22 protein-coding genes and 1 pseudogene are annotated in these 24,826 nt (G+C 74.1%); 11 read left to right on the plus strand and 12 right to left on the minus strand.

All coding sequences use genetic code 11. The annotated features are described in order from the left end of the window. Positions 1 to 63: 63 nt before the first annotated feature. Together purQ and purS are read right to left on the minus strand one after the other, a co-directional pair. Positions 64 to 747 carry a phosphoribosylformylglycinamidine synthase subunit PurQ gene (purQ, locus tag D7193_RS10620; protein WP_120779087.1) on the minus strand — a complete coding sequence of 228 codons (684 nt, stop codon included), beginning with the start codon at positions 745 to 747 and terminating at the stop codon, positions 64 to 66. Continuing rightward, positions 744 to 1,007 (minus strand): phosphoribosylformylglycinamidine synthase subunit PurS, encoded by a 264-nt coding sequence (purS, locus tag D7193_RS10625; protein ID WP_120779088.1) that lies wholly within the window; start codon positions 1,005 to 1,007, stop codon positions 744 to 746. The genes purQ and purS overlap by 4 nt, the downstream gene beginning before the upstream one ends. Positions 1,008 to 1,420: 413 nt before the next feature. Here purS and D7193_RS10630 point away from each other — a divergent pair, with 413 nt between their 5' ends. Both D7193_RS10630 and D7193_RS10635 read left to right on the plus strand, forming a co-directional pair. After that, positions 1,421 to 2,104 (plus strand): S1 family peptidase, encoded by a 684-nt coding sequence (locus D7193_RS10630; protein ID WP_120779089.1) that lies wholly within the window; start codon positions 1,421 to 1,423, stop codon positions 2,102 to 2,104. Between the two features lie 24 nt (positions 2,105 to 2,128). After that, positions 2,129 to 2,695 carry a YbjQ family protein gene (locus D7193_RS10635; RefSeq protein ID WP_120779090.1) on the plus strand — a complete coding sequence of 189 codons (567 nt, stop codon included), beginning with the start codon at positions 2,129 to 2,131 and terminating at the stop codon, positions 2,693 to 2,695. A 143-nt stretch (positions 2,696 to 2,838) separates the two neighbouring features. Here the strand turns inward: D7193_RS10635 and purB are convergent, their stop codons facing one another. Further along, positions 2,839 to 4,263: an adenylosuccinate lyase gene (gene purB / locus D7193_RS10640; protein WP_120779091.1), complete on the minus strand. Its 1,425-nt coding sequence runs from the start codon at positions 4,261 to 4,263 to the stop codon at positions 2,839 to 2,841. Between the two features lie 70 nt (positions 4,264 to 4,333). Further along, positions 4,334 to 5,626 (minus strand): acetyl-CoA C-acetyltransferase, encoded by a 1,293-nt coding sequence (locus tag D7193_RS10645; protein ID WP_120779092.1) that lies wholly within the window; start codon positions 5,624 to 5,626, stop codon positions 4,334 to 4,336. 54 nt (positions 5,627 to 5,680) lie between these two features. On the opposite strand from D7193_RS10645, the gene D7193_RS10650 reads away from it, so the two are divergent. The 3 genes from D7193_RS10650 to D7193_RS10660 all read left to right on the plus strand — a co-directional run bounded on the left by D7193_RS10650 (position 5,681) and on the right by D7193_RS10660 (position 8,709). Next, on the plus strand, positions 5,681 to 7,048 hold the full coding sequence (locus tag D7193_RS10650; RefSeq protein ID WP_120779093.1) for a 3-oxoacyl-ACP reductase: 1,368 nt from the start codon (positions 5,681 to 5,683) through the stop codon (positions 7,046 to 7,048). Between the two features lie 140 nt (positions 7,049 to 7,188). Beyond that, complete coding sequence (locus D7193_RS10655) at positions 7,189 to 8,022, plus strand: MaoC/PaaZ C-terminal domain-containing protein (protein WP_241562929.1); 834 nt, start codon at positions 7,189 to 7,191, stop codon at positions 8,020 to 8,022. A gap of 69 nt (positions 8,023 to 8,091) precedes the next feature. After that, positions 8,092 to 8,709 (plus strand): DedA family protein, encoded by a 618-nt coding sequence (locus D7193_RS10660; protein ID WP_120779094.1) that lies wholly within the window; start codon positions 8,092 to 8,094, stop codon positions 8,707 to 8,709. A 105-nt stretch (positions 8,710 to 8,814) separates the two neighbouring features. Here the strand turns inward: D7193_RS10660 and D7193_RS10665 are convergent, their stop codons facing one another. Next, positions 8,815 to 9,462, minus strand: coding sequence for a response regulator (locus D7193_RS10665; RefSeq protein WP_120779095.1), 648 nt, complete (start codon positions 9,460 to 9,462; stop codon positions 8,815 to 8,817). Further along, positions 9,459 to 10,691, minus strand: coding sequence for a sensor histidine kinase (locus D7193_RS10670; RefSeq protein WP_120779096.1), 1,233 nt, complete (start codon positions 10,689 to 10,691; stop codon positions 9,459 to 9,461). The genes D7193_RS10665 and D7193_RS10670 overlap by 4 nt, the downstream gene beginning before the upstream one ends. A gap of 166 nt (positions 10,692 to 10,857) precedes the next feature. On the opposite strand from D7193_RS10670, the gene D7193_RS10675 reads away from it, so the two are divergent. Next, positions 10,858 to 11,508, plus strand: a complete 651-nt coding sequence (locus D7193_RS10675; RefSeq protein ID WP_120779397.1) for a DedA family protein — start codon at positions 10,858 to 10,860, stop codon at positions 11,506 to 11,508. Positions 11,509 to 11,596: 88 nt separating this feature from the next. Here the strand turns inward: D7193_RS10675 and D7193_RS10680 are convergent, their stop codons facing one another. After that, on the minus strand, positions 11,597 to 12,235 hold the full coding sequence (locus D7193_RS10680; protein WP_120779097.1) for a TetR/AcrR family transcriptional regulator: 639 nt from the start codon (positions 12,233 to 12,235) through the stop codon (positions 11,597 to 11,599). A gap of 75 nt (positions 12,236 to 12,310) precedes the next feature. Here D7193_RS10680 and D7193_RS10685 point away from each other — a divergent pair, with 75 nt between their 5' ends. The 3 genes from D7193_RS10685 (at position 12,311) to D7193_RS10695 (ending at position 15,746) form a co-directional block, all read left to right on the plus strand. Continuing rightward, positions 12,311 to 12,763 (plus strand): SCP2 sterol-binding domain-containing protein, encoded by a 453-nt coding sequence (locus D7193_RS10685; protein ID WP_120779098.1) that lies wholly within the window; start codon positions 12,311 to 12,313, stop codon positions 12,761 to 12,763. A 1-nt stretch (position 12,764) separates the two neighbouring features. Beyond that, positions 12,765 to 13,979, plus strand: coding sequence for an acyl-CoA dehydrogenase family protein (locus tag D7193_RS10690; protein WP_120779099.1), 1,215 nt, complete (start codon positions 12,765 to 12,767; stop codon positions 13,977 to 13,979). Between the two features lie 204 nt (positions 13,980 to 14,183). After that, a complete protein-coding gene (locus D7193_RS10695) occupies positions 14,184 to 15,746 on the plus strand; it encodes an AMP-binding protein (RefSeq protein WP_120779100.1) in 1,563 nt (520 codons plus the stop codon). A gap of 4 nt (positions 15,747 to 15,750) precedes the next feature. On the opposite strand, the gene D7193_RS10700 is transcribed toward D7193_RS10695, so the two are convergent. The 5 genes from D7193_RS10700 to D7193_RS10720 form a co-directional block, all read right to left on the minus strand. Next, on the minus strand, positions 15,751 to 16,596 hold the full coding sequence (locus D7193_RS10700) for a hypothetical protein (RefSeq protein WP_120779101.1): 846 nt from the start codon (positions 16,594 to 16,596) through the stop codon (positions 15,751 to 15,753). Then, positions 16,589 to 17,110, minus strand: a complete 522-nt coding sequence (locus D7193_RS10705; RefSeq protein ID WP_120779102.1) for a SigE family RNA polymerase sigma factor — start codon at positions 17,108 to 17,110, stop codon at positions 16,589 to 16,591. Before D7193_RS10705 ends, D7193_RS10700 begins: the two co-directional genes overlap by 8 nt. A gap of 60 nt (positions 17,111 to 17,170) precedes the next feature. Beyond that, positions 17,171 to 18,421 carry a phosphoribosylamine--glycine ligase gene (purD, locus tag D7193_RS10710; protein ID WP_120779103.1) on the minus strand — a complete coding sequence of 417 codons (1,251 nt, stop codon included), beginning with the start codon at positions 18,419 to 18,421 and terminating at the stop codon, positions 17,171 to 17,173. A gap of 149 nt (positions 18,422 to 18,570) precedes the next feature. Next, positions 18,571 to 19,503: a type IV toxin-antitoxin system AbiEi family antitoxin domain-containing protein gene (locus tag D7193_RS10715; protein WP_120779104.1), complete on the minus strand. Its 933-nt coding sequence runs from the start codon at positions 19,501 to 19,503 to the stop codon at positions 18,571 to 18,573. A 191-nt stretch (positions 19,504 to 19,694) separates the two neighbouring features. Then, entirely contained in the window at positions 19,695 to 20,984 is a 1,290-nt protein-coding gene (locus tag D7193_RS10720) for an adenylosuccinate synthase (protein WP_120779105.1), read from the minus strand. 123 nt (positions 20,985 to 21,107) lie between these two features. Here D7193_RS10720 and D7193_RS10725 point away from each other — a divergent pair, with 123 nt between their 5' ends. Then, positions 21,108 to 22,151 (plus strand): diacylglycerol kinase family protein, encoded by a 1,044-nt coding sequence (locus tag D7193_RS10725; RefSeq protein WP_120779106.1) that lies wholly within the window; start codon positions 21,108 to 21,110, stop codon positions 22,149 to 22,151. 1,171 nt (positions 22,152 to 23,322) lie between these two features. After that, positions 23,323 to 24,723 (plus strand): annotated as a pseudogene (locus tag D7193_RS34815) (MinD/ParA family ATP-binding protein); the annotation flags it as partial. Positions 24,724 to 24,826: the final 103 nt, after the last annotated feature.

A 24,826-nucleotide genomic window follows, 5' to 3' on the forward strand; every position in this document is an offset into this window, starting at 1 on the left:
CCTCGCTGCGCTCGTGACCGCCCGCCGGGCGGTTGAGCTGACCGATGATCCTGTCGCCGCCGGTCACGCCGGCGTCCCCACCAGGTGCTTGAGGACCGAGGTGAAGAAGCCGAGGCCGTCCAGCGAGGGGCCGGTGAGCGCCTCCACGGCGTGCTCGGGGTGCGGCATGATGCCGACCACGTTCCCGGCCTCGTTGGTGACCGCGGCGATGTCGCGCTGCGAACCGTTCGGGTTCCCGCTGATGTAGCGGGCGACCACCCGGCCCTCGGCCTCGAGCTGGTCCAGCGTGGCGGGGTCGGCGACGTAGCAGCCCTCGCCGTTCTTGACCGGGATCAGCACCTCCTGGCCCGGCTGGAACGCGTTGGTCCAGGCGGTGCCGGCCGTCTCGATGCGCAGGAACTGGTCCCGGTTACGGAAGTGCAGATGCTGGTTGCGGGTGAGCGCGCCGGGCAGCAGGTGGGCCTCGCAGAGGATCTGGAAGCCGTTGCAGATGCCGAGCACCGGCAGCCCGCCGCGGGCCGCGTCGACGAGGGTCTCCATGACCGGGGCGAACCGGGCGATGGCACCGCAGCGCAGGTAGTCGCCGTACGAGAAGCCACCGGGCAGCACCACCGCGTCCACCCCGTGCAGCGACGGGTCGCCGTGCCAGAGCCGGACCGGCTCGGCGCCGGCGACCCGGACGGCCCGGGCCGCGTCCCCGTCGTCGAGCGAGCCGGGGAAGGTGACCACTCCGACGCGCGCGGTCACGAGCGGGCGCCCGCGGTCTCGTCGGCCTCGACCAGGCGGACGGTGAAGTCCTCGATGACCGGGTTGGCGAGCAGCTTGTCGGCGATCTCCCGGGCGCGGTCCAGGTCCGGTTCACCGGTGAACTCGATCTCGATCCGCCGGCCGATCCGCACCGAGGCGACGTCGCTGACGCCGAGCCGCGGCAGCGCGTTTGCGACGGCCTGGCCCTGCGGATCGAGGATCTCGGGCTTGAGCATGACGTCGACGACGACGCGAGGCACTGGGCACTCCTGACTGTGTACGCAGTTGGGTGCCGACCCACAACGGGCGAGCGCAGCCAGCCTACCTGGCAGATCCGGCTGCACCCGCACCGGCCGGAGCGCGTTCAGGCAGTGATCGACATTCACAGCGTGAGGTCCGGGACCTTGATGCGGAGTCGTTGTGATCCCGATGCGCGTTCGTTGCCGCCCGGCCCGGTTCGTCCGGTTCGGATGATCTCCACGAGCGGCCCGGGAGCCGTTCGGTCGAGCCGGTCACCGCATCGCCTTTTTTCGATGAAACACTTGTGAACGACATCTCAGGGGCCCTACCGTACATCGTCGTACGTCGATACGTCCCCCGGCCGTCGGGCCACCCCCGTCGGCCGGCAGCCCGGGCCCGGCGAACCCGGGTCCCCCTCCAGAAGGAGCCCCGCATGCGCATCCGTTCCCTGCTCGTGGCGATCAGCACCGCGCTGGTCGGCGTCGTCGGCGCCGCCTCGGGCGCCACCGCCGCACCGGAAGGGCCGCAGCCGATCATCGGTGGCGGCACCGTCTCCTCCGCCCCGTGGGCGGCTGCCGTCTTCAGCAACGGCTCCTTCACCTGCTCCGGCAGCGTGATCGCCCCGCAGTGGGTGCTGACCGCCCGGCACTGCATCAGCGGCACCATGTCCGTCCGGGTCGGCAGTGTCAACCGCACCTCCGGCGGCGTCACCCGCACGGTGAGCGCCACCTACACCCGCTACGACCTGGCCCTCATGCGCCTCTCCAGCACCGTGAGCACGTCCGCGGTGACCCTGGCCACGAGCAACCCGCCCATCGGCTCCACCAACTCGATCTACGGCTGGGGCATGACCTGCTACAGCGGCTGCTCGGCGTCGACCACCCTGAAGACCGCGAACGTCCAGGTGACCAGCCTCAGCGCGACCGACGCGTACGGCGGGCAGGCCATCCGCAGCAGCCGGATCACCGGCAACGCGTGGCGGGGCGACTCCGGCGGCCCGCAGTTCTACAACGGCCGGCAGGTCGGCGTCGCCTCGACCGCCGACGGCCAGAGCATCCAGAACTACGGCAGCGTCGCGTACAACCGGTCCTGGATCACCTCGGTGGCCGGTGTCTGACGGTTAGCGCCACCTGCGGCGCGGATGGCCGGCCGAGTGCCGGGCGTCCGCGCCGCGCCGTTTTTCAGCATCCGATCAGGTGAACAATGCTCACGATCGGCGTGCGGTGGCCCTGACAGCATCGGAAACGTGCTGGTCGTGACGACGGACGAACTGCCCGGCTACGAGATCCGCCAGATCCTCGGTGAGGTGGTGTCATCGATGGCCAGGACGCGAAACCCGTACCGCGAGGGCGTGAAGAACCTGCGCGGTGGGGCGTACGACCCGATGGCACCGGACAACCTCACCCGGTGGCGCACCGACTCGGTCGCCCGGCTCGGCGAGGAGGCACGCCGGCTCGGCGCGAACGCGGTGATCGGCATGCGCTTCGACAGCCGGGACTGCGGCGAGATGTGGATGGAGATCTGCGCGTACGGCACGGCGGTGATCGTCGTACCCAAGGTGCCCGACGTCATGCCATCCGACCAGCCGCTGGTCGCCGCGGAGACCGCGCACGATTCGGAGATCGCGGAGGCCCCCGGCGGCATCGCCGAACCCGCGAGCGCCCCCAACCTCCGCACGGCCGCCGAAACCCCAACCCGCGAAGGCTGACCCCCCGCGCGGGCCACTCACCCCGGCCCCACCCGGCCTCACCCTGTTGATCATGAAGTTATTGCCCGCCGCCTCGGCGTGTCGCGGCAATAACTTCATGATCAACGGGGTCCCCGGCCGGGGTGAGGCCGGCGCGTGGGGGGTTAGAGGATTGGGGGTGGGCTGTAGGCGGCGGCTTCGGGGTGGGCTTCGACGATCCTGGTGATCCGGCGGGTGACGGCCTGGACCTGGGCGGGGGCCGCGCCGACGAACGAGCCGCGGTCGGCCACCAGCTCGTCGATCTCGGCCCGGGTGAGGCCGAGGCGGCTGTCGGCGGCCAGCCGGTCGAAGAGGTCGTTCTCCAGAGCGCCCTTCTCGCGCATCCCGAGCGCCACGGCCACCGCGTGCTCCTTGATCACCTCGTGCGCGACCTCCCGGCCGACGCCCCGGCGGACGGCCGCCACCAGGATCTTGGTGGTGGCGAGGAAGGGCAGGAAGCGCTCCAGCTCCCGGTTGATGACCGCCGGGTACGCGCCGAACTCGTCGAGCACCGTGAGGAAGGTCTGGAACAGCCCGTCGGCGGCGAAGAACGCGTCCGGCAGGGCCACCCGGCGGACCACCGAGCAGGAGACGTCACCCTCGTTCCACTGGTCGCCGGCCAGCTCGCCGACCATCGACAGGTAACCCCGGATGATCACCGCGAAGCCGTTGACGCGCTCGCTGGAGCGGGTGTTCATCTTGTGCGGCATCGCGCTGGAGCCCACCTGACCGGGCTTGAAGCCCTCGGTCACCAGCTCCTGACCCACCATGAGGCGGATCGTGGTGGCCAGCGAGGAGGGGCCGGCGGCCACCTGGGCCAGCGCGGAGAGCACGTCGAAGTCGAGCGAACGGGGGTAGACCTGGCCCACGCTGTCCAGCACCCGGGTGAAGCCGAGGTGATCGGCGACCCGCCGCTCCAGCTCGGCCACCTTCTCCGCGTCCCCGTCGAAGAGGTCGAGCTGGTCGGCGGCGGTGCCCACCGGGCCCTTGATCCCGCGCAGCGGGTACCGGGCGATCAGGTCCTCGAGCCGCTCGTACGCGATGAGCAGCTCCTCGGCCGCCGACGCGAAGCGCTTGCCCAGCGTGGTGGCCTGCGCCGCCACGTTGTGCGACCGGCCCGCCATCACCACGCCCGAGTACTCGTTGGCGTGCCACGCGAGCCGGACCAGCGTGGCGACGACGCGGTCACGGATCAGCTCCAGCGAGCGGCGCACCTGGAGCTGCTCGACGTTCTCGGTGAGATCCCGGGAGGTCATCCCCTTGTGCACGTGCTCGTGCCCGGCGAGCGCGCTGAACTCCTCGATCCGGGCCTTCACATCGTGCCGGGTGACCCGCTCACGCTCGGCGATCGAGGCCAGGTCGACCTGGTCGAGCACCCGCTCGTACGCCTCGACCACCCCGTCCGGCACCGGTACGCCCAGGTCGCGCTGCGCCCGCAGCACGGCGAGCCAGAGCCGCCGCTCCAGGCGGATCTTCTCCTCCGGTGACCAGAGGGCGACCAGTTCGGGCGAGGCGTACCGGTTGGCGAGCACGTTCGGGATCGTCGTCACCCGTCCATTGTCCGGCACCCCGGCCCGGACACCCCCGGAGGGACCAGGCCGTGCGCCACGCCGGGACCGTTCAGCGCTCCAGGATCGCGGTGACGCCCTGCCCGCCGGCCGCGCAGATCGAGATCAGCCCTCGCCCGCCGCCCTTCTCGGCGAGCAGCTTGGCGAGGGTCGCCACGATCCGGCCGCCGGTCGCCGCGAAGGGGTGACCGGCCGCCAGCGAGGAACCGTTGACGTTGAGCCGGTCCCGGTCGATCGCGCCGAGCGGGGCGTCCAGGCCGAGCCGGTCCTTGCAGAACTCCGGCGACTCCCAGGCGGCGAGCGTGGCGAGCACCTGCGAGGCGAACGCCTCGTGGATCTCGTAGAAGTCGAAGTCCTGGAGCGTCAGGCCGGCCCGGTCGAGCATCCGGGGAACGGCGTACGCGGGCGCCATGAGCAGCCCCTCGTCGCCGTGCACGAAGTCCACGGCGGCCGTCTCCGACCAGCTGAACCAGGCCAGCACCGGCAGGCTGTGCTCGCGGGCCCACTCCTCGGACGCGAGCAGCACGGTCGACGCCCCGTCGGTGAGCGGTGACGAGTTGCCGGCGGTCATGGTGGCCCGCTCGGCGTCCGCGCCGCGAGCGCCGAAGACCGGCTTCAGCGCGCCCAGCTTCTCCAGGGTCGTGTCCGGGCGGAGGTTCTGGTCGCGGGTCAGCCCGAGGTACGGCGTCAGGAGGTCGTCGAAGAAACCCCGGTCGTACGCGGCGGCCAGCCGCTGGTGCGAGCGGAGGGCCAGCTCGTCCTGGGACCGCCGGTCGACGTTCCAGCGCAGCGCGGTGCGGGCGGCGTGCTCGCCCATCGACAGCCCCGTGCGCGGCTCGGCGTTGCGCGGGATCTCCGGCTTGAACGGCTGGAGCGGGCGCAGCTTCGCGGCCACCCTGAGCCGCTCGCCGAGCGTACGGGCGCTGTTGAGCTTGATCAGCGTGCGCCGCAGGTCCTCGTTGACGGCGAGCGGGGCGTCCGAGGTGGTGTCGACCCCGCCGGCGATGCCGACGTCGATCTGCCCGAGGGCGATCTTGTTGGCGACCAGGATCGCGGCCTCGAGGCCGGTGCCGCAGGCCTGCTGGATGTCGTACGCCGGGGTGTGCGGGTCGAGGCGGGAGCCGAGCACCACCTCGCGGGTGAGGTTGAAGTCCCGGGAGTGCTTGAGCACCGCCCCGGCGACCACCTCGCCGACCCGCTGGCCGGCCAGGCCGTACCGGGCCACCAGGCCGTCCAGGGCCGCGCCGAGCATGTCGGCGTTGGACGCGCTCGCGTACCGCGAGTTGGAGCGGGCGAAGGGGATGCGGTTGCCGCCGATGACCGCCACCCGCCGGATGCTCTGCACGATCCGCCTCCTCGAGAGTGTTGCCCGTACCCTACTCGCCAGTAGGCTACGCCTATGACCGACAGGTACGCGAGCTTCGTCCAATCGGGGGCCGGCCGCGCGCTGGTCAAGCGCCTCGGCCTGCCCGACCCGCCGCGACTGCGCCGGCACCGCCCCGGCGACCCCCTCCTCCCCGGACCGGTCCTGCTCGGCGCGGCCGCCGGCGGCCGGCTCGTCGAGCCGGTCGGCAAGCTGCTGACCGCCGCCGGGGTCGAGCTGCGCGAGCCGGCGACGGCCACGTCCGGTGACGGCACCGGCCAGCGGTACGGCGCGCTGGTCTACGACGCCACCGGGATCACCGACTCGACCGGGCTGCGGCAGCTGTACGACTTCTTCCACCCGGCGGCCCGGTCCGTCACGCCCAGCGGGCGGGTCGTGGTGCTCGGCACCCCGCCGGCCGAGTGCGCCGCGCCACGGGAGGCCACCGCCCAGCGGGCGCTGGAGGGCCTGACCCGCAGCATCGGCAAGGAGTTCGGCCGTGGGGTCACCGCCCAGCTCGTCCACGTCACCCGCGACGGCGACGACGGGACGCTCACCAGCCTGGAGGCCACCCTGCGCTTCCTGCTCTCCGGCCGGTCCGCGTACGTCTCCGGGCAGGTGATCCGGATCGGTGCCGGCCGCGCGACCGCGCCGGCCGACTGGGAGCGTCCGCTCGACGGCCAGGTCGTCCTGGTGACCGGGGCGGCCCGGGGCATCGGGGCGGCGCTGGCCGGGGTGCTCGCCCGCGACGGCGCGCGGGTGGTGGCGCTGGACGTGCCATCGGCCGGTGACGCGCTGGCCGCCGTGGCCAACGAGATCGGCGGCACCGCCGTCCAGCTCGACCTGACCGCGCCGGACGCCCCGCCCCGGCTCGCCGACCACCTCGCGAGCCGGCACGGCCGCGTCGACGTGGTGGTGCACAACGCCGGCATCACCCGGGACCGGACGCTCGGCCGCATGGACGCCGACCGGTGGGACCAGGTCATCGACGTCAACCTGTCCAGCCAGGAGCGGATCAACGACGTGCTGCTGGAACGGGAGCTGATCCCCACCGGCGGCCGGATCGTCTCGGTCTCCTCCATCGCGGGCATCGCCGGCAACCGCGGCCAGACCAACTACGCCACCAGCAAGGCCGGCGTCATCGGCCTCGTCGACTCCCTCGCCCCCGCGCTGCGCGACCGGGGCATCAGCGTCAACGCCGTCGCGCCCGGCTTCATCGAGACCCGGCTGACCGCCCGGATCCCGCTGGTGATCCGCGAGGCCGGACGCCGCATGAACAGCATGGCCCAGGGCGGGCTCCCGGTGGACGTGGCCGAGACGATCGGCTGGCTGGCCTGGCCTGCGAGCGGCGCGGTCAGCGGCAACGTGGTCCGGGTCTGCGGCCAGAGCCTGCTGGGGGCGTGATGACCGAGCCCTCCGCCACCGAGCCCTCGGCCGCCGCGCCCTCCGCCACCGAGCCCGCCGCCGCGCCTCCGGCCACCGAGCCCTCCGCCGTGCCGCCCGTGCCGGCCGCCGAAGGCCGGGCGACCGTCGAGCTGCCCCGGATGCCGGCGGCCGGCGCCCTCTACCGCCGGGCGCTCCTCGGCGCGTTCCCCGGCACCGGAAGTCGCCGCTCGACCGAGCCGCCGCCGGTCCGGCTGGTCGTCTCCGGGGTGCCCGTCGACCTGGACCACCTGGCCGACTACGACCGGGTGTGCGGGTTCCGGCTGGCCGACCGGCTGCCGCCCACGTACCCGCACGTCATGGGCTTCCCGCTGGCGCTGCGCCTGATGACCGCGCCGGAGTTCCCCGTACCGCTGACCGGCGTCGTGCACGTGGCCAACCGGATCACCGTGCACCGCCCGGTCGCCGTCGGCGAGACGCTGGACTTCGAGGCGTACGCGGAGAACCTGCGACCGCACGACCGGGGGCGGCAGCTCGACGTGGTGCTCGTCGGCTCGGTCGACGGGGAGGAGGTGTGGCGGGGCGTCTCGACGTACCTCAGCCGGGAGCGGCGTGGCGGCGGCGGTGAGCGGCGCGACCGGGGTGCGGAGGCGGTACGGCCGGCCGCCTCGGCGACGTGGCGGCTGACCCCGCGCGTCGGCACCGACTACGCGCGGGTCTCCGGCGACCACAACCCCATCCACACCTCGCGGCTCGGGGCGCGGCTGTTCGGGTTCCCGCGCCCCATCGCGCACGGCATGTGGAGCAAGGCCCGGTGCCTCGCCGCCCTGGAGAACCGGCTCCCCGACGCGTTCACCGTGGCGGTGGCGTTCAAGCTGCCGGTGCCGCTGCCCAGCACGGTGGCGTTCAGCGCCACCCCGGCCGGCGAGGGCTGGGACTTCGCCCTGCACGACGCCCGTACGCCCCGCCCCCACCTCACGGGCACGGTGCGCTGACCGGACCCCGGACGCCGCTATTTGCGACGAAGGGGCTCTTACCGACATCCCGGCCAGGAGCATGAGGGCATGGACGCCGTGCTCGACCTGCTGCGGGAGACGGTCACGTCGCCGTGGGTGTACGTCGTGCTCTTCGTGGCGACGGCGATCGACGGCTTCTTCCCGGCCATCCCCGCCGAGGCGGCGGTGATCACGGCGGCCGTCCTGTCCGCGGACAGCGGGCACCCCAACCTGGTCGGTGTCATCGTGGCGGCCGCCCTCGGGGCGCTGGCCGGCGACCACATCTCGTACGCCATCGGCCGCGGCGGCGGGTCCCGACGGTTGGCCCGCCTGCCTGAGCGCAGCCGCCGGCGCGCCGGGTCGGAATGGGCCCGGCGCGCCGTGGACCGGCGCGGAGGGCTGATCCTGACCACGGCCCGGTACGTGCCGGGTGGCCGCACGGCGGTCACCCTCACCATGGGCGCGATCCGGTACCCGCGCCGGTCCTTCCTGTTCTTCGACGCGATCGCGACCACCACGTGGGGGCTCTACTGCGGCCTGCTCGGCTACTTTGGCGGGCTGGCGTTCGAGCGCGACCCGATCAAGGGCGTGGTGGCCGGCGTGGGTCTGGCCATCGCCATCACGATCCTCATCGAGGCGGTCCGGGTGCTGCGCCGCCGGGCCCACCGCCGCGCCGCCTCCCGCTGAGCCGCCTCCCGCTGAGCCGCCTCCCGCTGAGCCGCCTCCCGATGATCATGAAGTTATAGCCGCGACACGCCGAGGTTCGGCGCAATAACTTCATGATCACCGGGGTCAGGGGGCGGGTAGGTCGGCGTCGTGTACGAGGATCGCCACCTGCACCCGGTTGGCCAGCTGGAGCTTGGCCAGGGCGCGGCTGACGTGCGCCTTCACGGTGGCCTCGCTCATCGCCAGTCGGCGGGCGATCTCACCGTTGGCGTACCCACGCGCCACCTCTCGGACGATCTCCCGCTCGCGCCCGGTGAGCAGGTCGAGCCGGCGGCGGGCCGCCTCCCGCCGGGCCGGGCCGCGTTCGGCGAAGGAGCTGATGAGACGCCGGGTCACGGTCGGGGCGAGCATGGCGTTCCCCGCCGCCACCGTCCGCACCGCGGCGGCCAGCTCGCGGGGCGGGGTGTCCTTCAGCAGGAAGCCCACCGCCCCGGCGCGCAGCGCCTGGTGCACGTACTCGTCGAGGTCGAACGTGGTCAGCATGACGACCTTCGGGCCGGCGGCCACCACCTCGGGCGCGGCGGTCAGACCGTCGGTGCCCGGCATCCGTACGTCGAGCAGCACCACGTCGGGCCGGAGCCGGTGCGCCTCGACCAGCGCCTCGGCGCCGTCCGCCGCCTCGCCCACCACCGTGATGTCCGGCGCCGCTTCCAGGATCAGCCGCAGCCCCGAGCGGACCAGGTGCTCGTCGTCGACGACCAGGACCCGGATCACGACGGCTCCACGGGGATCAGGGCCCGGACCAGGAACCCGCCGCCCGCCGGGCCCGCCTCCAGGCGGCCGCCCAGCAGCTCGACCCGCTCACGCAGACCGAGCAGGCCCAGCCCCGCGCCGGGCAGGTCCAGGCCGGCACCGGGCAGGCCGGGCCCCCCGCCGGGGCCGGGCTGGCGTGGCTCACCGGCTGGCGGGCCGTTGCGGACCGCGACCTCCACGCCGTCGGGCAGGTACCGCAGGCAGACCGCCGTCTCGGCGCCGGGGGCGTGCTTGCGTACGTTGGTCAGCGCCTCCCGCACCACCCGGTGCACGGTACGGGCCACGGTCGCCGGCAACGGGCGCGGCGTGCCCTCGTCCCGCCGCCGGATCGGCAGGCCGGCCGCCCGGGACTCGCGGACCAGCTCGTCGAGCCCGGCGAGCGGGTCGCCCGCGTACTCGGCCACGCGCGGCGGGGTGGCCTGGCGCAGCACGCCGAGCACGTCCCGCAGGTCGGTGAGCGCCTGCCGGCCGGTGGACCGGATCAGAGCGGCCGCCTCGACGGTCGCCGGCTCGGTGGCGGTGACCTCCAGCGCGCCGGCGTGCACCACCATCAGCGACACCCGGTGCGCCACCACGTCGTGCATCTCCCGGGCGATCCGGGCGCGCTCCTCGGCCCGTACCCGCTCGGCCCGCTCCTCCTGCTCCCGTTCCAGGCGTTCGGCGCGGTCGCGCAGGGCGGCGAACACGTCCCGCCGCGACCGCACCAGGAGCCCGGCGCCCAGCGGGAACCCCACCAGCCACGCGGCGGTGGCCGCCGCGTTGGCCGGGGTCGCCGTGGTGATCCGCCGGGGTCCGCCCACCGCGAGCCCGACGAGGACCCCGGCGGCCATCACGAGGGCGGCGCCGACCAGGTACGCCGTCAGGCGGCGCCGGTCCCGCAGGTGGAGACCCGCGTGGAACGAGGCCACCAGCCCGGCCGGCCAGGCGGCCAGCACCAGCCACCCGAGGGCCGCTGCCACGAACAACGGCCAGCGGCGCGGCCGTACGGCGCCGGCCGGCCAGCCCGACGCCACCACGACCGCCCAACCCGACGCCAGCGCGATCACCAGCAGCAGGCCGCCCGGAAGCGGCGAGCGCACGCCGAGCGCGCCGGTGCCGGACGCCCAGACGCCGGCGGCCACGGTCGCGGCGGCCAGCGGTGGTGCGTACCGGTCGACGACCCGCTGGAGCACGACGGCGCTGAAGGCCACGGGCCGAGCCTAGGCCCGACGGCCGCCGGGGTCACCGCGCGGGAAGCGGAACCCGGGTCGGATGGGGGTGACCCCCGATCCGCCTCGGGGCCGCCCGCTACGAAAGTCAACGTCCGCGGCTCACGAAGGGCCGATGGCAGGATCGGCGCGCGCGACCAGCATCGGGATCATGGACCTGCTCGAACTGCTGCACCAGACCATGTCCTCGCCCTGGGTGTACCTGGCGATCTTCGGGATCGCGGTGCTCGACGGGTTCTTCCCGGTCGTACCGAGCGAGACCGCCGTGATCACGGCTGGCGTGTTCGCGGCGTCGGGCACGCCGGACCTCCCGGCCGTGATCCTCGTGGCCGCCGCCGGCGCGCTGGTCGGCGACCACGTGTCGTACGCCCTCGGGCGGGCCGGCGGTTCCCGGCTGCTCGGCCGGTTGCCGGCGCGCGGGCGACGGCGGGCCGGTGTCGAGTGGGCGCGGCGTGGCATCGCGCTGCGGGGCGGGCTGATCCTGACCGTGGCCCGGTACGTCCCGGGTGGACGGACGGCCGTGACGCTCACCATGGGCGCGGTGGGCTACCCGCGTCGGCGCTTCCTCGCGTTCGACGCCCTGGCGGCGGGCTCCTGGGGGCTGTACTCGGCGCTCGTCGGTTACCTGGGCGGGCTCGCCTTCGAGCAGGACCCGCTGCGCGGCCTGCTGTTCGGTCTGGGTCTGGCGCTGGCGGTCACGGCCGTGGTCGAGGGCGTACGCGTGCTGCGCCGCCGCCGGGCCACGCCGGCGCGACCCGCGCGGGCGGCGGCCGACCGGTCGCCGGGAGCGGTCCGCTGACGCCGCGCCCCAGCCGGTCAGCTCGCGGGCTGCTCTGGGCCGCGGGCTGGGCGCTGGGGCGCGGGGCCGCGGGGCGACAGGCCGCGGGTCAGCTCGCGGGCGGGCGCCAGGTGGCGCCGCGCAGCAACTGGCCGGCGCCGAGCCAGGCGACGTTCATCATCCGGGTCGCGGTCTTCTCCGGGTCGGCGTCGGGGTGGTCGGCCAGCCAGTCGGCCAGGGACTCGGTGGCGCCGACCAGGGCGTACGCGACCACCTCCAGGTCGGTGCCCGCGACCTCGCGCCCCTCGGCGCGCAGCGCGTGGTCGAGCATGCCGGCCACCACCTCGACGAGCCGGGCCCGCATGGCGGCCAGCTCACCCGCGAACGGCTGCTCACCCCGGGCCTGCCGGTAGAGCACGGCCCAGCCGTCGCGGTGCGCGCCCACGAAACCGAAGAACGCGCGCAGGCCGCGCCAGAGCCGCTCGTCGGCCGGCAGGTCCGGTGCGGCGGCACCGGCGATCGCCTCCATCATCCGGGTGCCCTCGCGGTGCAGGCACGCCACGAACAACTCCTCCTTGGTGCCCAGGTACGCGTAGACCATGGGCTTGGAGATGCCGGCGTCCTCGGCGATCTCGTCCATGCTGGCCGCGTGGAAGCCGCGCCGGGAGAAGACCCGGACGGCGGCGTCGAGCATCTGCTGCTCGCGTACGGCCCGGGGCAGACGCTTGAAGGTGGGGGCGCTGGACACCTTGCGAGCATACCTACTCGTGCGTAAGGTTACGCCAGAGTAACCAAACTGGCCCGCCCGGAAGGTGTTTCCCCCATGACTGACTTCGACCCGGCCAACTTCGCCAACGTCGGCCCCAAGGAGTTCGCCCAGTTGGTCAAGTCCACCCCGGACGACAAGATCGCCGAGGTGATGTCCGGCGACATGCGCGGCAAGGTCCTCAGCGAGGTCTTCAACCGGATGCCGTCGCTGTTCCGGGCCGACCGCGCCGGCTCCACGAACGCGGTCATCCACTGGACCATCACCGGGCGCCCGGACGGCGGCAGCGACACCTACGAGGTGGTCATCGAGAACGGCACCTGCACGGTGTCGGAGACCCCGCAGCGCGACCCGAAGCTGACCCTCACCATGGGCCCGGTCGAGTTCCTGAAGATCGTGTCCGGCGGCGCCAACCCGGTGATGATGTTCATGACCGGCAAGCTCAAGGCCAAGGGCGACCTGGGCCTCGCCGCCAACATCGCCAACCTGTTCGACATCCCCAAGGCCTGACATGGCCGAGTTCTCGCTCGACCTGTCGGAGGAACAGCGGGATCTCCGCGACTGGGTGCACGGCTTCGCGGCCGAGGTCGTGCGTCCGGCCGCGGCCGAGTGGGACGCCCGGGAGGAGACTCCCTGGCCGGTCATCCAGGAGGCGGCGAAGGTCGGCCTCTACGGCTTCGAGTTCCTCGCCACCTGCTGGGCCGACCCCACCGGGCTCTCGCTGCCGATCGCCAGCGAGGAGCTGTTCTGGGGCGACGCGGGCATCGGCCTGAGCATCTTCGGGACGTCGCTCGCGGTGGCCGCCATCTACGGTGCCGGCACGCCCGACCAGCTCGTCGAATGGGTGCCGCAGTGCTTCGGTGACGTCGACGAGCCGGCGGTCGCCGCGTTCTGCACCACCGAACCGGAGGCCGGCTCCGACGTGGGCGCCATGCGCACCCGGGCCGTCTACGACGAGGCCACCGACGAGTGGGTGCTGAACGGGCAGAAGGCGTACGCCACCAACGGCGGCATCGCCGGGGTGCACGTGGTCACCGCCTCGATCCAGCCCGAGCTGGGTTCGCGGGGGCAGGCCGCGTTCGTCGTACCGCCCGGAACGCCGGGGCTCAGCGCGACCCGCAAGCTGCGCAAGCTGGGCCTGCGCGCGTCGCACACCGCCGACGTCTTCCTCGACGACGTACGGGTGCCGGGGCGCTGCCTGCTCGGCGGCAAGGAGGCCCTGGACGAGCGGTTGGCCCGGGCCCGCTCCGGGCAGCGCGCCTCGGGCCAGGCGGCCATGCGCACGTTCGAACTGTCCCGGCCCACGGTCGGCGCGCAGGCGCTCGGCGTGGCCCGCGCCGCGTACGAGTACGCCCTCGACTACGCCAAGGAGCGCGTCCAGTTCGGACGGCCGATCATCGAGAACCAGGCGGTCGCGTTCGCGCTGGCCGACATGAGGACCGAGATCGACGCCGCCCGGCTGCTCGTGTGGCGGGCGTCCTGGATGGGGCGCAACAACCGGCCGTTCACGGCCGGCGAGGGCTCGATGTCCAAGCTGAAGGCCGGCGAGGTGGCCGTGTCGGTCACCGAGAAGGCCGTGCAGCTGCTCGGCGGGGCCGGTTTCCTCCGCGACCACCCGGTCGAGCGCTGGTACCGGGACGCGAAGATCTACACCATCTTCGAGGGCACCTCGGAGATCCAGCGGCTGGTCATCTCGCGCGCGATCTCCGGCGCGCAGATCCGCTGACCGATCGGGCCACCGACGACGCCGGCCCGGGGCGGCTCTCCGGGCCGGCGTCCCCGGCTCGCACGATCCGTGCCGTCTTCGTCACGTGATGCCGCCGCCGAGTGGGCGTCGCTCGGCGCCCCATGCATGATCAAGGCAGACGCCCGGACGGGCGGGGCCCTCCCTCGGCTCCGCCCGCGCACCACCCCCTAGGAGGTCTGCGACATGGACCTGCCCTTCGTCGTCACCACGCTGACCCGCCGCGGGCTGCTCAGCCCCGGCCGGCCCATCCGGGTCGCCTCGCAGCTGAACGCGCTGCGCCGGTGGGGCTGGAGCCTCGCCGGCGAGCTGCGCCAGGCGGCCGCCCGCGACCCGGGCCGGACGGCCGTCATCGACGAGCACGGCGCCGAGCTGACCTATCAGGAGCTGCTCGACCGGGCCGAGCGGATGGCCCGGGCGCTGCGGACCGGGTTCGGCGTGCAGGCCGGCGACCGCATCGGCGTGCTCTGCCGCAACCACCACGGTCTCATCGAGACGGTCGTGGCGGCCACCCTGCTCGGCGTCGACGCCGTACTCGTCAACACCGGCCTCTCGGCGGCCCAACTGGCCACCGTCGCCGAGGAACAGCGGCTGCGGCTGCTGGCGCATGACGACGAGTTCGCCGAACGGGTCGTCGGCCTGCCCGCCGACCTGCCGCGCCTCGACGAACACGCCCGCGAGGAGCTGGTCGCCGTCGCGCTCCCCGGCGAGCTGCGCCCGCCCGAGCGCGACGGGCGGATCATCGTCCTCACCTCGGGCACCACCGGCGCGCCGAAGGGCGCCCGCCGACCCACACCGAACGGCTTCGGCCCGCTCGTGTCCATCATCGACCGGATCCCGCTGCACACCCGGGACCGGGTGATGATCGCCGCGCCGATCTTCCACACCTGGGGCTTCGCCGCACTCCAGGTGTGCTTCGCGTTGCGGGCCACGATCGTGCTGCACCGCCGCTTCGACCCGGCTGCCACGCTGGCCGCCCTCGTGACGCACCGCTGCGACGCGCTCTTCGCCGTACCCGTGATGGTGCAGCGGCTCATGGAGGTGCCGCCGCCGGACCCGCGCCCACCGCTCAAGGTCGTGGCGGTGAGCGGCTCGGCGCTGCCGGGCGGGCTGGCCCCGCGGTTCATGGACGTGTACGGCGACGTGCTCTACAACCTGTACGGCTCGACCGAGGTCTCGTGGGCGTCCATCGCCGGCCCGGCCGACCTACGGGCGGCGCCCACCACCTCCGGCCGCCCGCCCCACGGCACGCGGCTCCGGATCCTCGACGCCGACGGCGCGCCGGTGCCGGACGGGCAGGTCGGCCGGATCTTCGTCGGCAACGAGATGCTGTTCGAGGGCTACACCTCCGGCGCGACCCGGCCGAGCCTCGACGGCCTCCTCGACACCGGTGACCTCGGGCGGCTCACCGCCGACGGCCTGCTCTTCGTCGACGGCCGCGCGGACGACATGATCGTCTCCGGTGGTGAGAACGTCTTCCCGTCCGAGGTGGAGAACCTGCTCGCCCAGCTGCCGCAGGTCCGCGAGGCGGCCGTCATCGGCGTACCGGACCCGGAGTACGGCCAGCGCCTCGCCGCGTTCCTGGCCCTGCACCCCGGCGAGACGCTCGACCCGGAGGCCGTCCGCGAGTACGTCCGGCACTACCTGGCCCGCTTCTCCGTACCCCGGGACGTCGTGTTCGTGAAGTACCTGCCCCGCAACGCGACCGGCAAGGTGCTCACCCGCGAACTGCGCCGCTACTACGGCTGACGGGTCACGGGTAGAGCGTCAGCCCCGGGGCGCGGGCGATCGCCAGCAGCTGGTCGACGGTGAGCAGCGGCTCCGGCGCCGTCAGCGTGACCTCCGGCCCACTCGGGTCGGACCCGAGCGTGAAGTTGTTGGCGCTCGCGTTCACCGAGGTGCCGTCGGGCTTCCGGACCAGAACCCAGCGCTGCACACCCGAGCCCTCCGGCCATGTCGTTATGCTCACCAGGGCCGTACTGCCGTCCCCGAGGTCCCGCACCTCGCAGTCACGCAGAACGGGCGCCTGTGCACACGACGTCCCGTTGTCGACGGCCGACGGCCGTAGGCCCACGGTCAGGTCACCCCGCTCCTCACCCCGGCTCAGCGACACGATCGCCTCGTACTCCCGGTAGCTCGGGTGGTACCCGAACTGGGGAAGCCCGCACTCCGGCACCTTGCCCGCCGGGACGACGTCCTCCGGCAGGACGCCGGTCAGGGTGTTCCGCAGCGCCGCGGTCAGGCGCGCCACGCCGTCCTCGGGACGCTCCGTCGGGCGGGCGCGCACCGTGCCGTACGTCTGCAGGGGCGGCTCGGGACCGCTCGGCTCCGGCCTGACCACCGCGCAGAGCGAAGCCGTCGGACCCGGCCCTCCGTCGATCGGTGGCAGCGTGAGCCCAGGTCCGTCGGTCCCGGGGCCGGCGACCAGAGCCGGCACCAGCGCGACGGCCGCGAGGGCGGCGGCGATCCCGCTGCCGCCCAGGGTCCAAGCGCGGTGGCGGCGGTGCTGCCGGTCGTCGGCGATCAGGCGGTCCACGTCGATCCGGGTCGGCGGGGCGTCCGCGACGGCCGCCCGGAGCTGCCCGCTGATGTCATCCATCGGTCCGTACCTCCTCCGCCCGCGCGGGCGCGCCGACCAGGCGGCCCCGCAGCGTCTCGATCGCCCGTGCCGACTGGCTCTTCACGGTGCCGGGGGTGCAGCCGAGTTCCCGCGCGGTCTCCTCGACCGACAGGTCGCAGAAGTACCGAAGCACGAGGACGGCGCGCCGCCGCGGCGGCAGCTCGGCCAGCAGGGCGAGGATGGTGAGCCGGTCCGCGGCGCCCTCGGTGGCGCCGGCCGTCCCCGGCCGGTCCGGCACCTCCGACCAGGCGGCCTCCCGCCGCCACGGCCGACGCCGCTCGTCGAGCCAGACCCGCAGCAGGGTACGCCGGACCCAGGCGTCCGGATTGTCCATGGTGGAGACGCGTCGCCAGTGCCGCAGCAGCTTGACCAGCGCCGTCGACGCCAGGTCGTCGGCGGTGTGCCAGTCACCGCAGAGCAGGTACGCCGTCCGCCGCAACGGCTCCAGCCGTGCGACGACGTACTCGCGGTAGCCCTCGACGTCCCCCCGCACCCGCCACCCCCTTCACCTCACCGTTCAAACGGAGGCGGGCGGGTGGGCGGTTGCCCGGGATCAGCCGGGAATGGTGATCCGACCCTCGATCGCCGCGGCGGCGATGTCCGTCCGGTGCTGCGAGTCGGCCAGCCCGACACCGCGTACCAGCTCGTAGGCGGCGTTCCGGGCGGCGGCCAGGTCGGGGCCGGTGGCCGTACCGCAGAGGACCCGGCCGCCGGCGGAGAGCAACGCGCCGTCGTCGGCCCGGCGGGCGGTGCCGGCGTGGATGATGCCCGGGCCGTCCGCGCCGGTGATCACGTCGCCGGTGCGCGGGGTGCCCGGGTAACCGGCGGAGGCGACCACGACGGTGACCGCGGCGCCGTCCCGCCACCGCAGCGGCGGGTGGGCGGCCAGGGTGCCGGTGGCCGCCGCGTGCAGCAACCCGCCCAGCGGCGACTCCAGCAGGGCGAGCACCACCTGGGTCTCCGGGTCGCCGAAGCGGGCGTTGAACTCGATCACTCGCGGGCCGTCGGCGGTGATGGCGAGCCCGACGTAGAGCAGGCCGGCGAACGGGGCGCCCCGGCGGCGCAGCTCAGCCAGGGTCGGGTGGACCACGTCCCGCATGACCTCGTCCACGAGGCCCGGCGGCGCCCAGGGCAGCGGTGCGTACGCCCCCATGCCGCCCGTGTTCGGGCCGGTGTCGCCGTCGCCGATCCGCTTGAAGTCCTGCGCCGGCAGCAGCGGGACCGCGGCCTCGCCGTCGGTGACCACGAAGAGGGAGACCTCCGGACCGGCCAGGTACTCCTCGACGACGACCCGGCCGCACTCCCGCGCGTGCTCCTCGGCGCGGGCCCGGTCGTCGGTGACCACCACGCCCTTACCGGCGGCGAGACCGTCGTTCTTCACCACGTACGGCGGGCCGAACTCGTCCAGCGCCCGGCCGGCGCTCGCCACGTCCGTGCAGGTGTACGCCCGGGCGGTCGGCACGCCGGCCGCCGTCATCACGTCCTTCGCGAACGCCTTGGAACCCTCCAGCCGAGCCGCCTCGGCGGACGGGCCGAACACCGCGATGCCCTTGGCGCGGACCGCGTCGGCGACCCCGGCGACCAGCGGGGCCTCCGGCCCGATCACCACGAGGTCGACGCCGGTCTCCACGGCGAGCGCGGCCACCGCCGACGGGTCGTTCGCGTCGACGGCCCGCAGCTCGGCGACCTGGCCGATACCCGGATTACCGGGCGCCGCGATCAGCTGCGTGACGGCCGGATCGGCCGCGAGCCCGAGAGCGAGCGCGTGCTCGCGCCCCCCACCACCCACCAGAAGAACCCGCACGGAGAAATCCTACGCGGCCCCCACCCCCACACCACGCCCCCGGGTTTGCCCCGGCCTCCGCCCCGGCCCCGGCCTCCGCCCCGGTTTCCTCTCGGTGATCATGAAGTTATTGCCCCTCGGCTCGGCGTGTCGGGGCAATAACTTCATGATCACCGAGAACTGCGGGCGGTTGCGATGGCTTGACGGACCGTCCAGGGGATGTAGTCGGGTCGGAGGGTGTCGGCCCACGTGAACCGGAGGACGGTCCACCCGGCGTTGATCAGGCGGTTCTGCCGGTGGCGGTCGGCGAAGGCAGCGTCCGGAGTGTCGTGCGCCTCGCGGCCGTCCGCCTCGGCGATGACACGCGGTGCCCGCCAGCCCAGATCGCCGATGCCGAGCAGGTAGCCGTCGTCGTCCCGTACCTCCAGTTGGAGCGCGTCCGGCGGCACCCGCCCGTCGACGCACCGCAACCGGGTACGCGTCTCCAGCGGCGACTGCGCCCGTCCGTCCGCCTCGGCGAGGTATCCCCGCGCGGCCACCGCCCCCCGCCGCCCTCGGATGAGCCGCGGCACCGCCAGCAGGTCGTCAGCACTCACGAGGCCACGGTTCAACGCCGAGTCGAGTACGCAGATCGCCGGATAGCGCTGCTCACGCAGGATGAGGTCGGTGATCGTCCGCAACGGCGTCGTGGCGGGGATGCCCCGGAACGCGACGATCTGCTCCGGGGTGACGTCCAGTTGGTGGACGACCACGTCGGGGTGCGCGGCCCGGGCCGGCCGGGCGACGGCACCGGGCACCGACAGGTGGATCTGGTCCGTGGGGCGAAACCCGGCGATCCCCTGCAACTCGGCTGCGGTCGCGAGGACCGCTACGGCACCGGGGCCGAAGGACGCCACGGCCGCCCTGATCCGGGCCCTGCTGGAGATGCCGCCGCTGACGTCGGCGTCGACCAGGTAACTACCCCTGGCGAGCGGTCGCCAGCGACCCGTCCGACACAAGCGCTGCACCTCGTGCACGGTGAGACCGGCACCGCGCGCGTCCGCCAGCGTCACGATTCCGTCCTGCGTGGCAGCGACCCGCCGCGCCAGGGTCAGAGCATCCATGCCGACCCACTCTCCCGGCCGGCGGCACCCCCCGAAGCCCCCTGTGGATAACTCCCGTCGCCCTGTGGACAACGCCCCGCCGACTGGCGGCGTTGATCATGAAGTTATTGCCCCTCGACACGGCGTGTCGGGGCAATAACTTCATGATCACCGGGGGAAGCGGGCGGGGCCGCGGCCGGGCGGGCCGGCCCTTACGGGAGGAGGGGGTGTTGGACTACGTTTTCGTCGCGGCCGGGGCCTACGCCGATGACGCTCACGCGGGTGCCGCACAGCTCCTCGATGCGGGCGATGTACCGGCGGGCGTTCTCCGGCAGCTCATCGACGCTCCGGGCCTTCGTGATGTCCTCCCACCAGCCGTCCAGCTCCTCGTAGACAGGGGTGGCGTGGTGGAAGTCGGTCTGCGTCATCGGCATGTCGTCGACCCGCTGGCCGTTGATCTCGTACCCGACGCAGATCGGCACCTTCGGCAGGCCGGTGAGCACGTCCAGCTTGGTGATCACCAGGTCGGTGACGCCGTTGAGGCGGCAGGCGTACCGGGCCACGACCGCGTCGAACCAGCCGCAACGGCGTTCCCGGCCCGTGGTCGTGCCGTACTCGTGGCCGATCTTGCGCAGGTGGGCGCCGTTGTCGTCGAACAGCTCGGTGGGGAACGGCCCGGAGCCGACCCGCGTGGTGTACGCCTTGCTCACGGCGATCACCCGGGTGATCGCGGTCGGCGGGATGCCCGCGCCCACGCACGCCCCGCCGGCCGTCGGGTTCGACGAGGTCACGAAGGGGTAGGTGCCGTGGTCCATGTCGAGCATGGTGGCCTGGGCGCCCTCCAGCAGGACGATCTCGCCCCGGTCCAGGGCGTCCCAGAGCAGGCCCCGGGTCTCCGCGATGTACGGCTTCAGCCGCTCCGCGTACGCCAGGTACTCCTCGACGGTCGCCTCGACGTCGATCGCCTTGCGGTTGTAGACCTTGAACAGGATCTGGTTCTTCTCGCGCAGGGCGAGTTCCAGCTTCTTGCGCAGGATGCCCGGGTCGAGCAGGTCCTGCAGGCGGATGCCCATCCGGGCGACCTTGTCGCCGTACGCCGGGCCGATGCCCCGGCCGGTCGTGCCGATCCGGGCCGAGCCGAGGTACCGCTCGACCACCCGGTCCAGCGCCCGGTGGTGCGGCATGATCAGGTGCGCGTCGCCGGAGATCCGCAGCCGCGAAACGTCCACGCCGCGCTCGGCGAGGCCGTCGATCTCGGTGAGCAGCACCTTCGGATCGACCACGACGCCGTTGCCGATGACGATCTTGGCGTTCGGGGAGAGCGCGCCGGAGGGCATGAGGTGCAGCGCGTACTTCTGGCCGTCCGGCGTGATCACCGTGTGCCCGGCGTTGTTGCCGCCCGAGTAGCGCACCACGTAGTCGACCCGCTCGCCGAGCAGGTCGGTAACCTTGCCCTTGCCCTCGTCGCCCCACTGAGCGCCGATGAGCACGATCGCTGGCATCTTCTCCGCCTCCAGAAGGCTCGGGTGCCAGGTGGCGACCGGTTGGCGAGCCCGGGGTGTCAGGCTAACAAGAGGTTACGGCGCGGCCGGCGGGGGCCGTGTCGAGAGGCAGGAGGCTCCTTCGTGTACGACGTGGTGCTGCTCACCCTCGGCTCGGAGCGCGACGCTCCCGGGGGCTGCGGCAGCGGCGGCGCCTGCTGCGGCGGGGCGACCGGGGGCGCGACCGGAGCTGCCGGAGAGGCGGCGGACGCCGCCGAGGGAACGGCCACCGCCGACGGGAAGCCGGAGCGCTGCGAGACGCCCCGGGTGCCGGTGCTGGCCTGCGCCGACGCGTTGACCGCACGCGGCGCGCGGGTCGAGACGGTCACCGCCCGCTCCGACGCGGAGATCGACGAGGTGCTGGCCCGCCTCGACGGCCCCCCGCGCCCGGACGGCCTCACCTGGCCGGACCCGGATTCCAAGACCCGCCTCGTGGTCGCCACGGCCAGTGACGCACAGTTGCGCGCCGTCCTGCGCCGGCTCGTCCGGCGGTACGCCCCACCGCCCAGCCGCCGCCCCGAGGACCTGGCCGGCAACCGGACGGTGCCCGACCTGCCGCCGGTCGGCGTACTGCCGCTCGATCCGGCCCGGAGCACCGGTCACCGTGACCTGGTCGCGCAGCTCGGGCTGCCGCGCGAGCCGGCGGCGGTGGCCGCCGCCGTGCTCGACGGCACCCCCCGGCGGCTCGACCTGCTGCGCAACGACGGCGGCTCGGTGACCCTGGACGGCGCGCTGCTCGGTGCCGCCGACGACGAGGGCCGCCCGCTGCACTGGCGCGGCCGGGTCGAGGTGGACGACACCGTCCTCTCCGACGGCGACGAGCCGCTGCTGGCCTGCGCGGTCGGGAACGCCGGTGGGTACGCGGTGCTCAACGACGTGGCGCTGCTCAACCGACCGGACCCGACCGACGGCGTGGTCGAGGTCGCGGTGGCCGTCCCGGTCGTGGCCCGCTCGGCGTTCGGGCGCAAACGCGTACGCCTCGAGGTACGCCGCGCCCGGGGGCGCGCGGTGTCGGTGCTGCCCCGGGACGAGAAGCTGCCCTTCGTCGACGACGGCGTCGAGGGTGAGCTGAGCCGGAAGCGGTCCTGGTGGACGGAGCCGGGCGCCTGGGCGGTCTGGGCCGCCTGACCCGCCGCCGCCACTCGCCGGCCCGGCCGTCGTCGGCTGCTGGGCCTATCCTCGGCAGGAGGAATGGGGAGGAACCGTGGTGGACGAGAACGCCGACCGGGTGCGCGTACCCGGCCAGCAGCCGGTGCCGGAGCGGGACATCGAACCACTCTGGCCCACCGATCCGGCCGACGGCGGCGCGACGGCGCCGCCCTGGGCTGCTGTCGTCTTCCCACCCGCCGGAGCACCGTCCAGTGAGGAGCCGCCGGCGTCCGCGGGCGGATCGCCCGCGGTGCCACCGGTACCCGCCCCGCCGACCAGCGGCTCGCCCGCCCCGACCGGCGCGCCCTCCCCGGCCGACTACCCCTCCCTGACCGGCGCGCTGCCCCCGCCCGGCGGCTGGGCGCCGCCGCCCCCGCCGCCCGGCACCGGATGGACCCCGCCGACGCAGCCGGGCTGGCAGCCACCGCCGCCCCCGAACCCGCCCACGCCCGGCCACGGCTCCAGCGGTGCGACCGCGACCGGTCCCACGAGCGGCAGCGCCCCGGCAGCCGGCGGCGCCTCGACGACCGCCCCCGGGGCCGGCACCGGCGGGTCGGCGGGCCGGACGGCATCCGCAGGGCCGGTGGCCGCGCCGGCCGGTGGCACGACGGCCTCCGGCCCTGCTCAGCCCCCGGCCGGTCAGGTCGACCTCGACCTGCCGTTCTCCCACGACGAGCCGCCCGCGCCCGTCGTCGGCCGGGAGCAGGCAGCCGCGAGCGCTCCGGCGCAGGCTGCCCCCAGCACTGCTTCGCAGACCGGCTCGGATGCGCCCACTCAGGCAGCCGACGGCGAGCCGGCGCAGGCAGCCGACGGCGAGCCGGCGCAGGCAGCCCCCACCGTGCCGGCACAGGCACCCCCCGACGTCCCAGCGCAGGCGGCCTCCGACGTCCCAGCGCAGGCGGCGGCCGAGATGCCGGCACAGGCGGCGCCTGAGGTGCCGGCCCAACCGGCGTCCGACGGGACGGCTGGACCGGCCGTCAGCGACACGAGCGCCGGGGCCGACACCGGCACGAGCACCGACGAGCCGGCGGCGGACGAGCAGCCCGAGCAGCCGACCACCTCCCCGACCGACGGCCCGGCGGGTCCCGGGCGCCCCGGCGACTCGCCCTGGGCGTACCCGCCGCAGCGCAGCAGCGCCAGCACGGACCAGGACGCGGCGTCGCCGAGCGCGGCCCAGCCGGCCAGCGCCAGCACTCCCGGAACCCGCACGCCCGGAGCCGGCGGCCCCACGACCGGCACACCCGGAACCGGCGGCCCCGCCACCGGCATGCCCGAGGCCGGCGTCCCGGGCGCACCGGCGCCCGCCTCCGGCACCCCCACCGCTGGCACGCCCGGATCCGGCGTCCCCGGCACACCGCTGCCCGGCACCGCTTCGGCGGCGCAGCCCTGGCCGGGCGTCCCCGGGCAGCAGCTCCCACCGCCGCCCGTCCCGGGTGACGCGGCGCCGCCCGCGCCCTCGGCGCCGGCCACCCCGCCGGGGCCCTACCCGCCGTCGCCCGGCTGGTACACGCCGCCCTGGCAGCAGGCCGGAGCCTCCGTGCCGCCGGCACCTCCCGCTCAGCCGTACCCGCCGGCGGTCGCCGCGGTGCCGCCCGGCTACCCGACCGCGGACACTCCGGAGCCGCCCGCCCCGCCGACGGCCGAGGACTTCGCCCGGCGGCGGCAGGTACGCCCGCCGGACCCAGTCGCCACCATCGGCGTACGGGCGATGGCCAACAAGATCGGCCTACGGCTGCCACCCGGGCGGCACGAGCAGGAGTTGAAGCGGGACATCGAAATGGTCCGCCGTAACTTCGGCGGGCTGCGCCAGGTGACGGTGGTCAACCCGAAGGGCGGCGCCGGCAAGACGGTCGCCATCCTGCTGCTCGCCATGACGTTCGGGCAGAAGCGCGGCGGCTACGTGCTGGCCTGGGACAACAACGAGACCCAGGGCACCCTCGGCATGCGGGCGCAGCAGGACTTCCACTCCCGTACGGTGCGGGACCTGCTGCGCGACCTCGGCCAGTTCCACGGGGCGCACGGGCGGGTCGGCGACCTCTCGCAGTACGTCCGCTCGCAGGGCGAGGGCATGTTCGACGTCCTCGCGTCGGACGAGTCCGCGACCGGTGGCGAGATGCTGACGGCGGCGGCGTTCGCGGAGCTTCGCGAGGTGGTCAGCCGGTTCTACAAGCTGATCTTCGTGGACACCGGCAACAACGTGCGGGCGCAGAACTGGCAGGCCGCGATGGACGCCACCGACCAGTTGGTGGTCACCATGTCCGCCCGTAACGACTCGGCCGAGACGGCCGCCCGGATGCTCGACCACCTGGAGCAGAGCGGCCGGCAGCGGCTGGTCCGGCAGGCGGTCACCGTGGTGTCGATGCCGCCGTCCCGCAAGGAGATCGACCTGCCGGCGATCCAGGAGCACTTCGCCGCCCGCACCCGGGCCGTGCTGCTGGCACCGTACGAGCGACTCATCGACAGCGGCGAACCGATCCGCTACGGAGCCCTCAGCTCCGCCACCCGCGAAGCGTGGCTGAAAATCGCCGCCTCCGTAGCCGAAGGCCTGTAAACCCCCCATCCCCAGCCCCACCCCCCAGCCCCGCACCCTCGCCCCCGCTCGCCCCGCGATCTTGCACTTTCTGCCCCGACATTCCGGGCCAAAAGCCTCAAAA

The sequence above is a fragment of the Micromonospora costi genome (assembly GCF_003626655.1).
GTDB classification, from domain to species: Bacteria; Actinomycetota; Actinomycetes; order Mycobacteriales; family Micromonosporaceae; genus Micromonospora; species Micromonospora costi.

Excerpts from the sequence above, each read along its gene's own strand:
- D7193_RS10630 (WP_120779089.1), top strand. The coding sequence starts at position 1,421 with ATGCGCATCCGTTCCCTGCTCGTGGCGATCAGCACCGCGCTGGTCGGC.
- D7193_RS10635 (WP_120779090.1), top strand. The coding sequence starts at position 2,129 with ATGGCCGGCCGAGTGCCGGGCGTCCGCGCCGCGCCGTTTTTCAGCATC.
- D7193_RS10650 (WP_120779093.1), top strand. The coding sequence starts at position 5,681 with ATGACCGACAGGTACGCGAGCTTCGTCCAATCGGGGGCCGGCCGCGCG.
- D7193_RS10655 (WP_241562929.1), top strand. The coding sequence starts at position 7,189 with ATGCCGGCGGCCGGCGCCCTCTACCGCCGGGCGCTCCTCGGCGCGTTC.
- D7193_RS10660 (WP_120779094.1), top strand. The coding sequence starts at position 8,092 with ATGGACGCCGTGCTCGACCTGCTGCGGGAGACGGTCACGTCGCCGTGG.
- D7193_RS10685 (WP_120779098.1), top strand. The coding sequence starts at position 12,311 with ATGACTGACTTCGACCCGGCCAACTTCGCCAACGTCGGCCCCAAGGAG.
- D7193_RS10690 (WP_120779099.1), top strand. The coding sequence starts at position 12,765 with ATGGCCGAGTTCTCGCTCGACCTGTCGGAGGAACAGCGGGATCTCCGC.
- D7193_RS10695 (WP_120779100.1), top strand. The coding sequence starts at position 14,184 with ATGGACCTGCCCTTCGTCGTCACCACGCTGACCCGCCGCGGGCTGCTC.
- D7193_RS10700 (WP_120779101.1), bottom strand. The coding sequence starts at position 16,596 with ATGGATGACATCAGCGGGCAGCTCCGGGCGGCCGTCGCGGACGCCCCG.
- D7193_RS10715 (WP_120779104.1), bottom strand. The coding sequence starts at position 19,503 with ATGGATGCTCTGACCCTGGCGCGGCGGGTCGCTGCCACGCAGGACGGA.
- D7193_RS10720 (WP_120779105.1), bottom strand. The coding sequence starts at position 20,984 with ATGCCAGCGATCGTGCTCATCGGCGCTCAGTGGGGCGACGAGGGCAAG.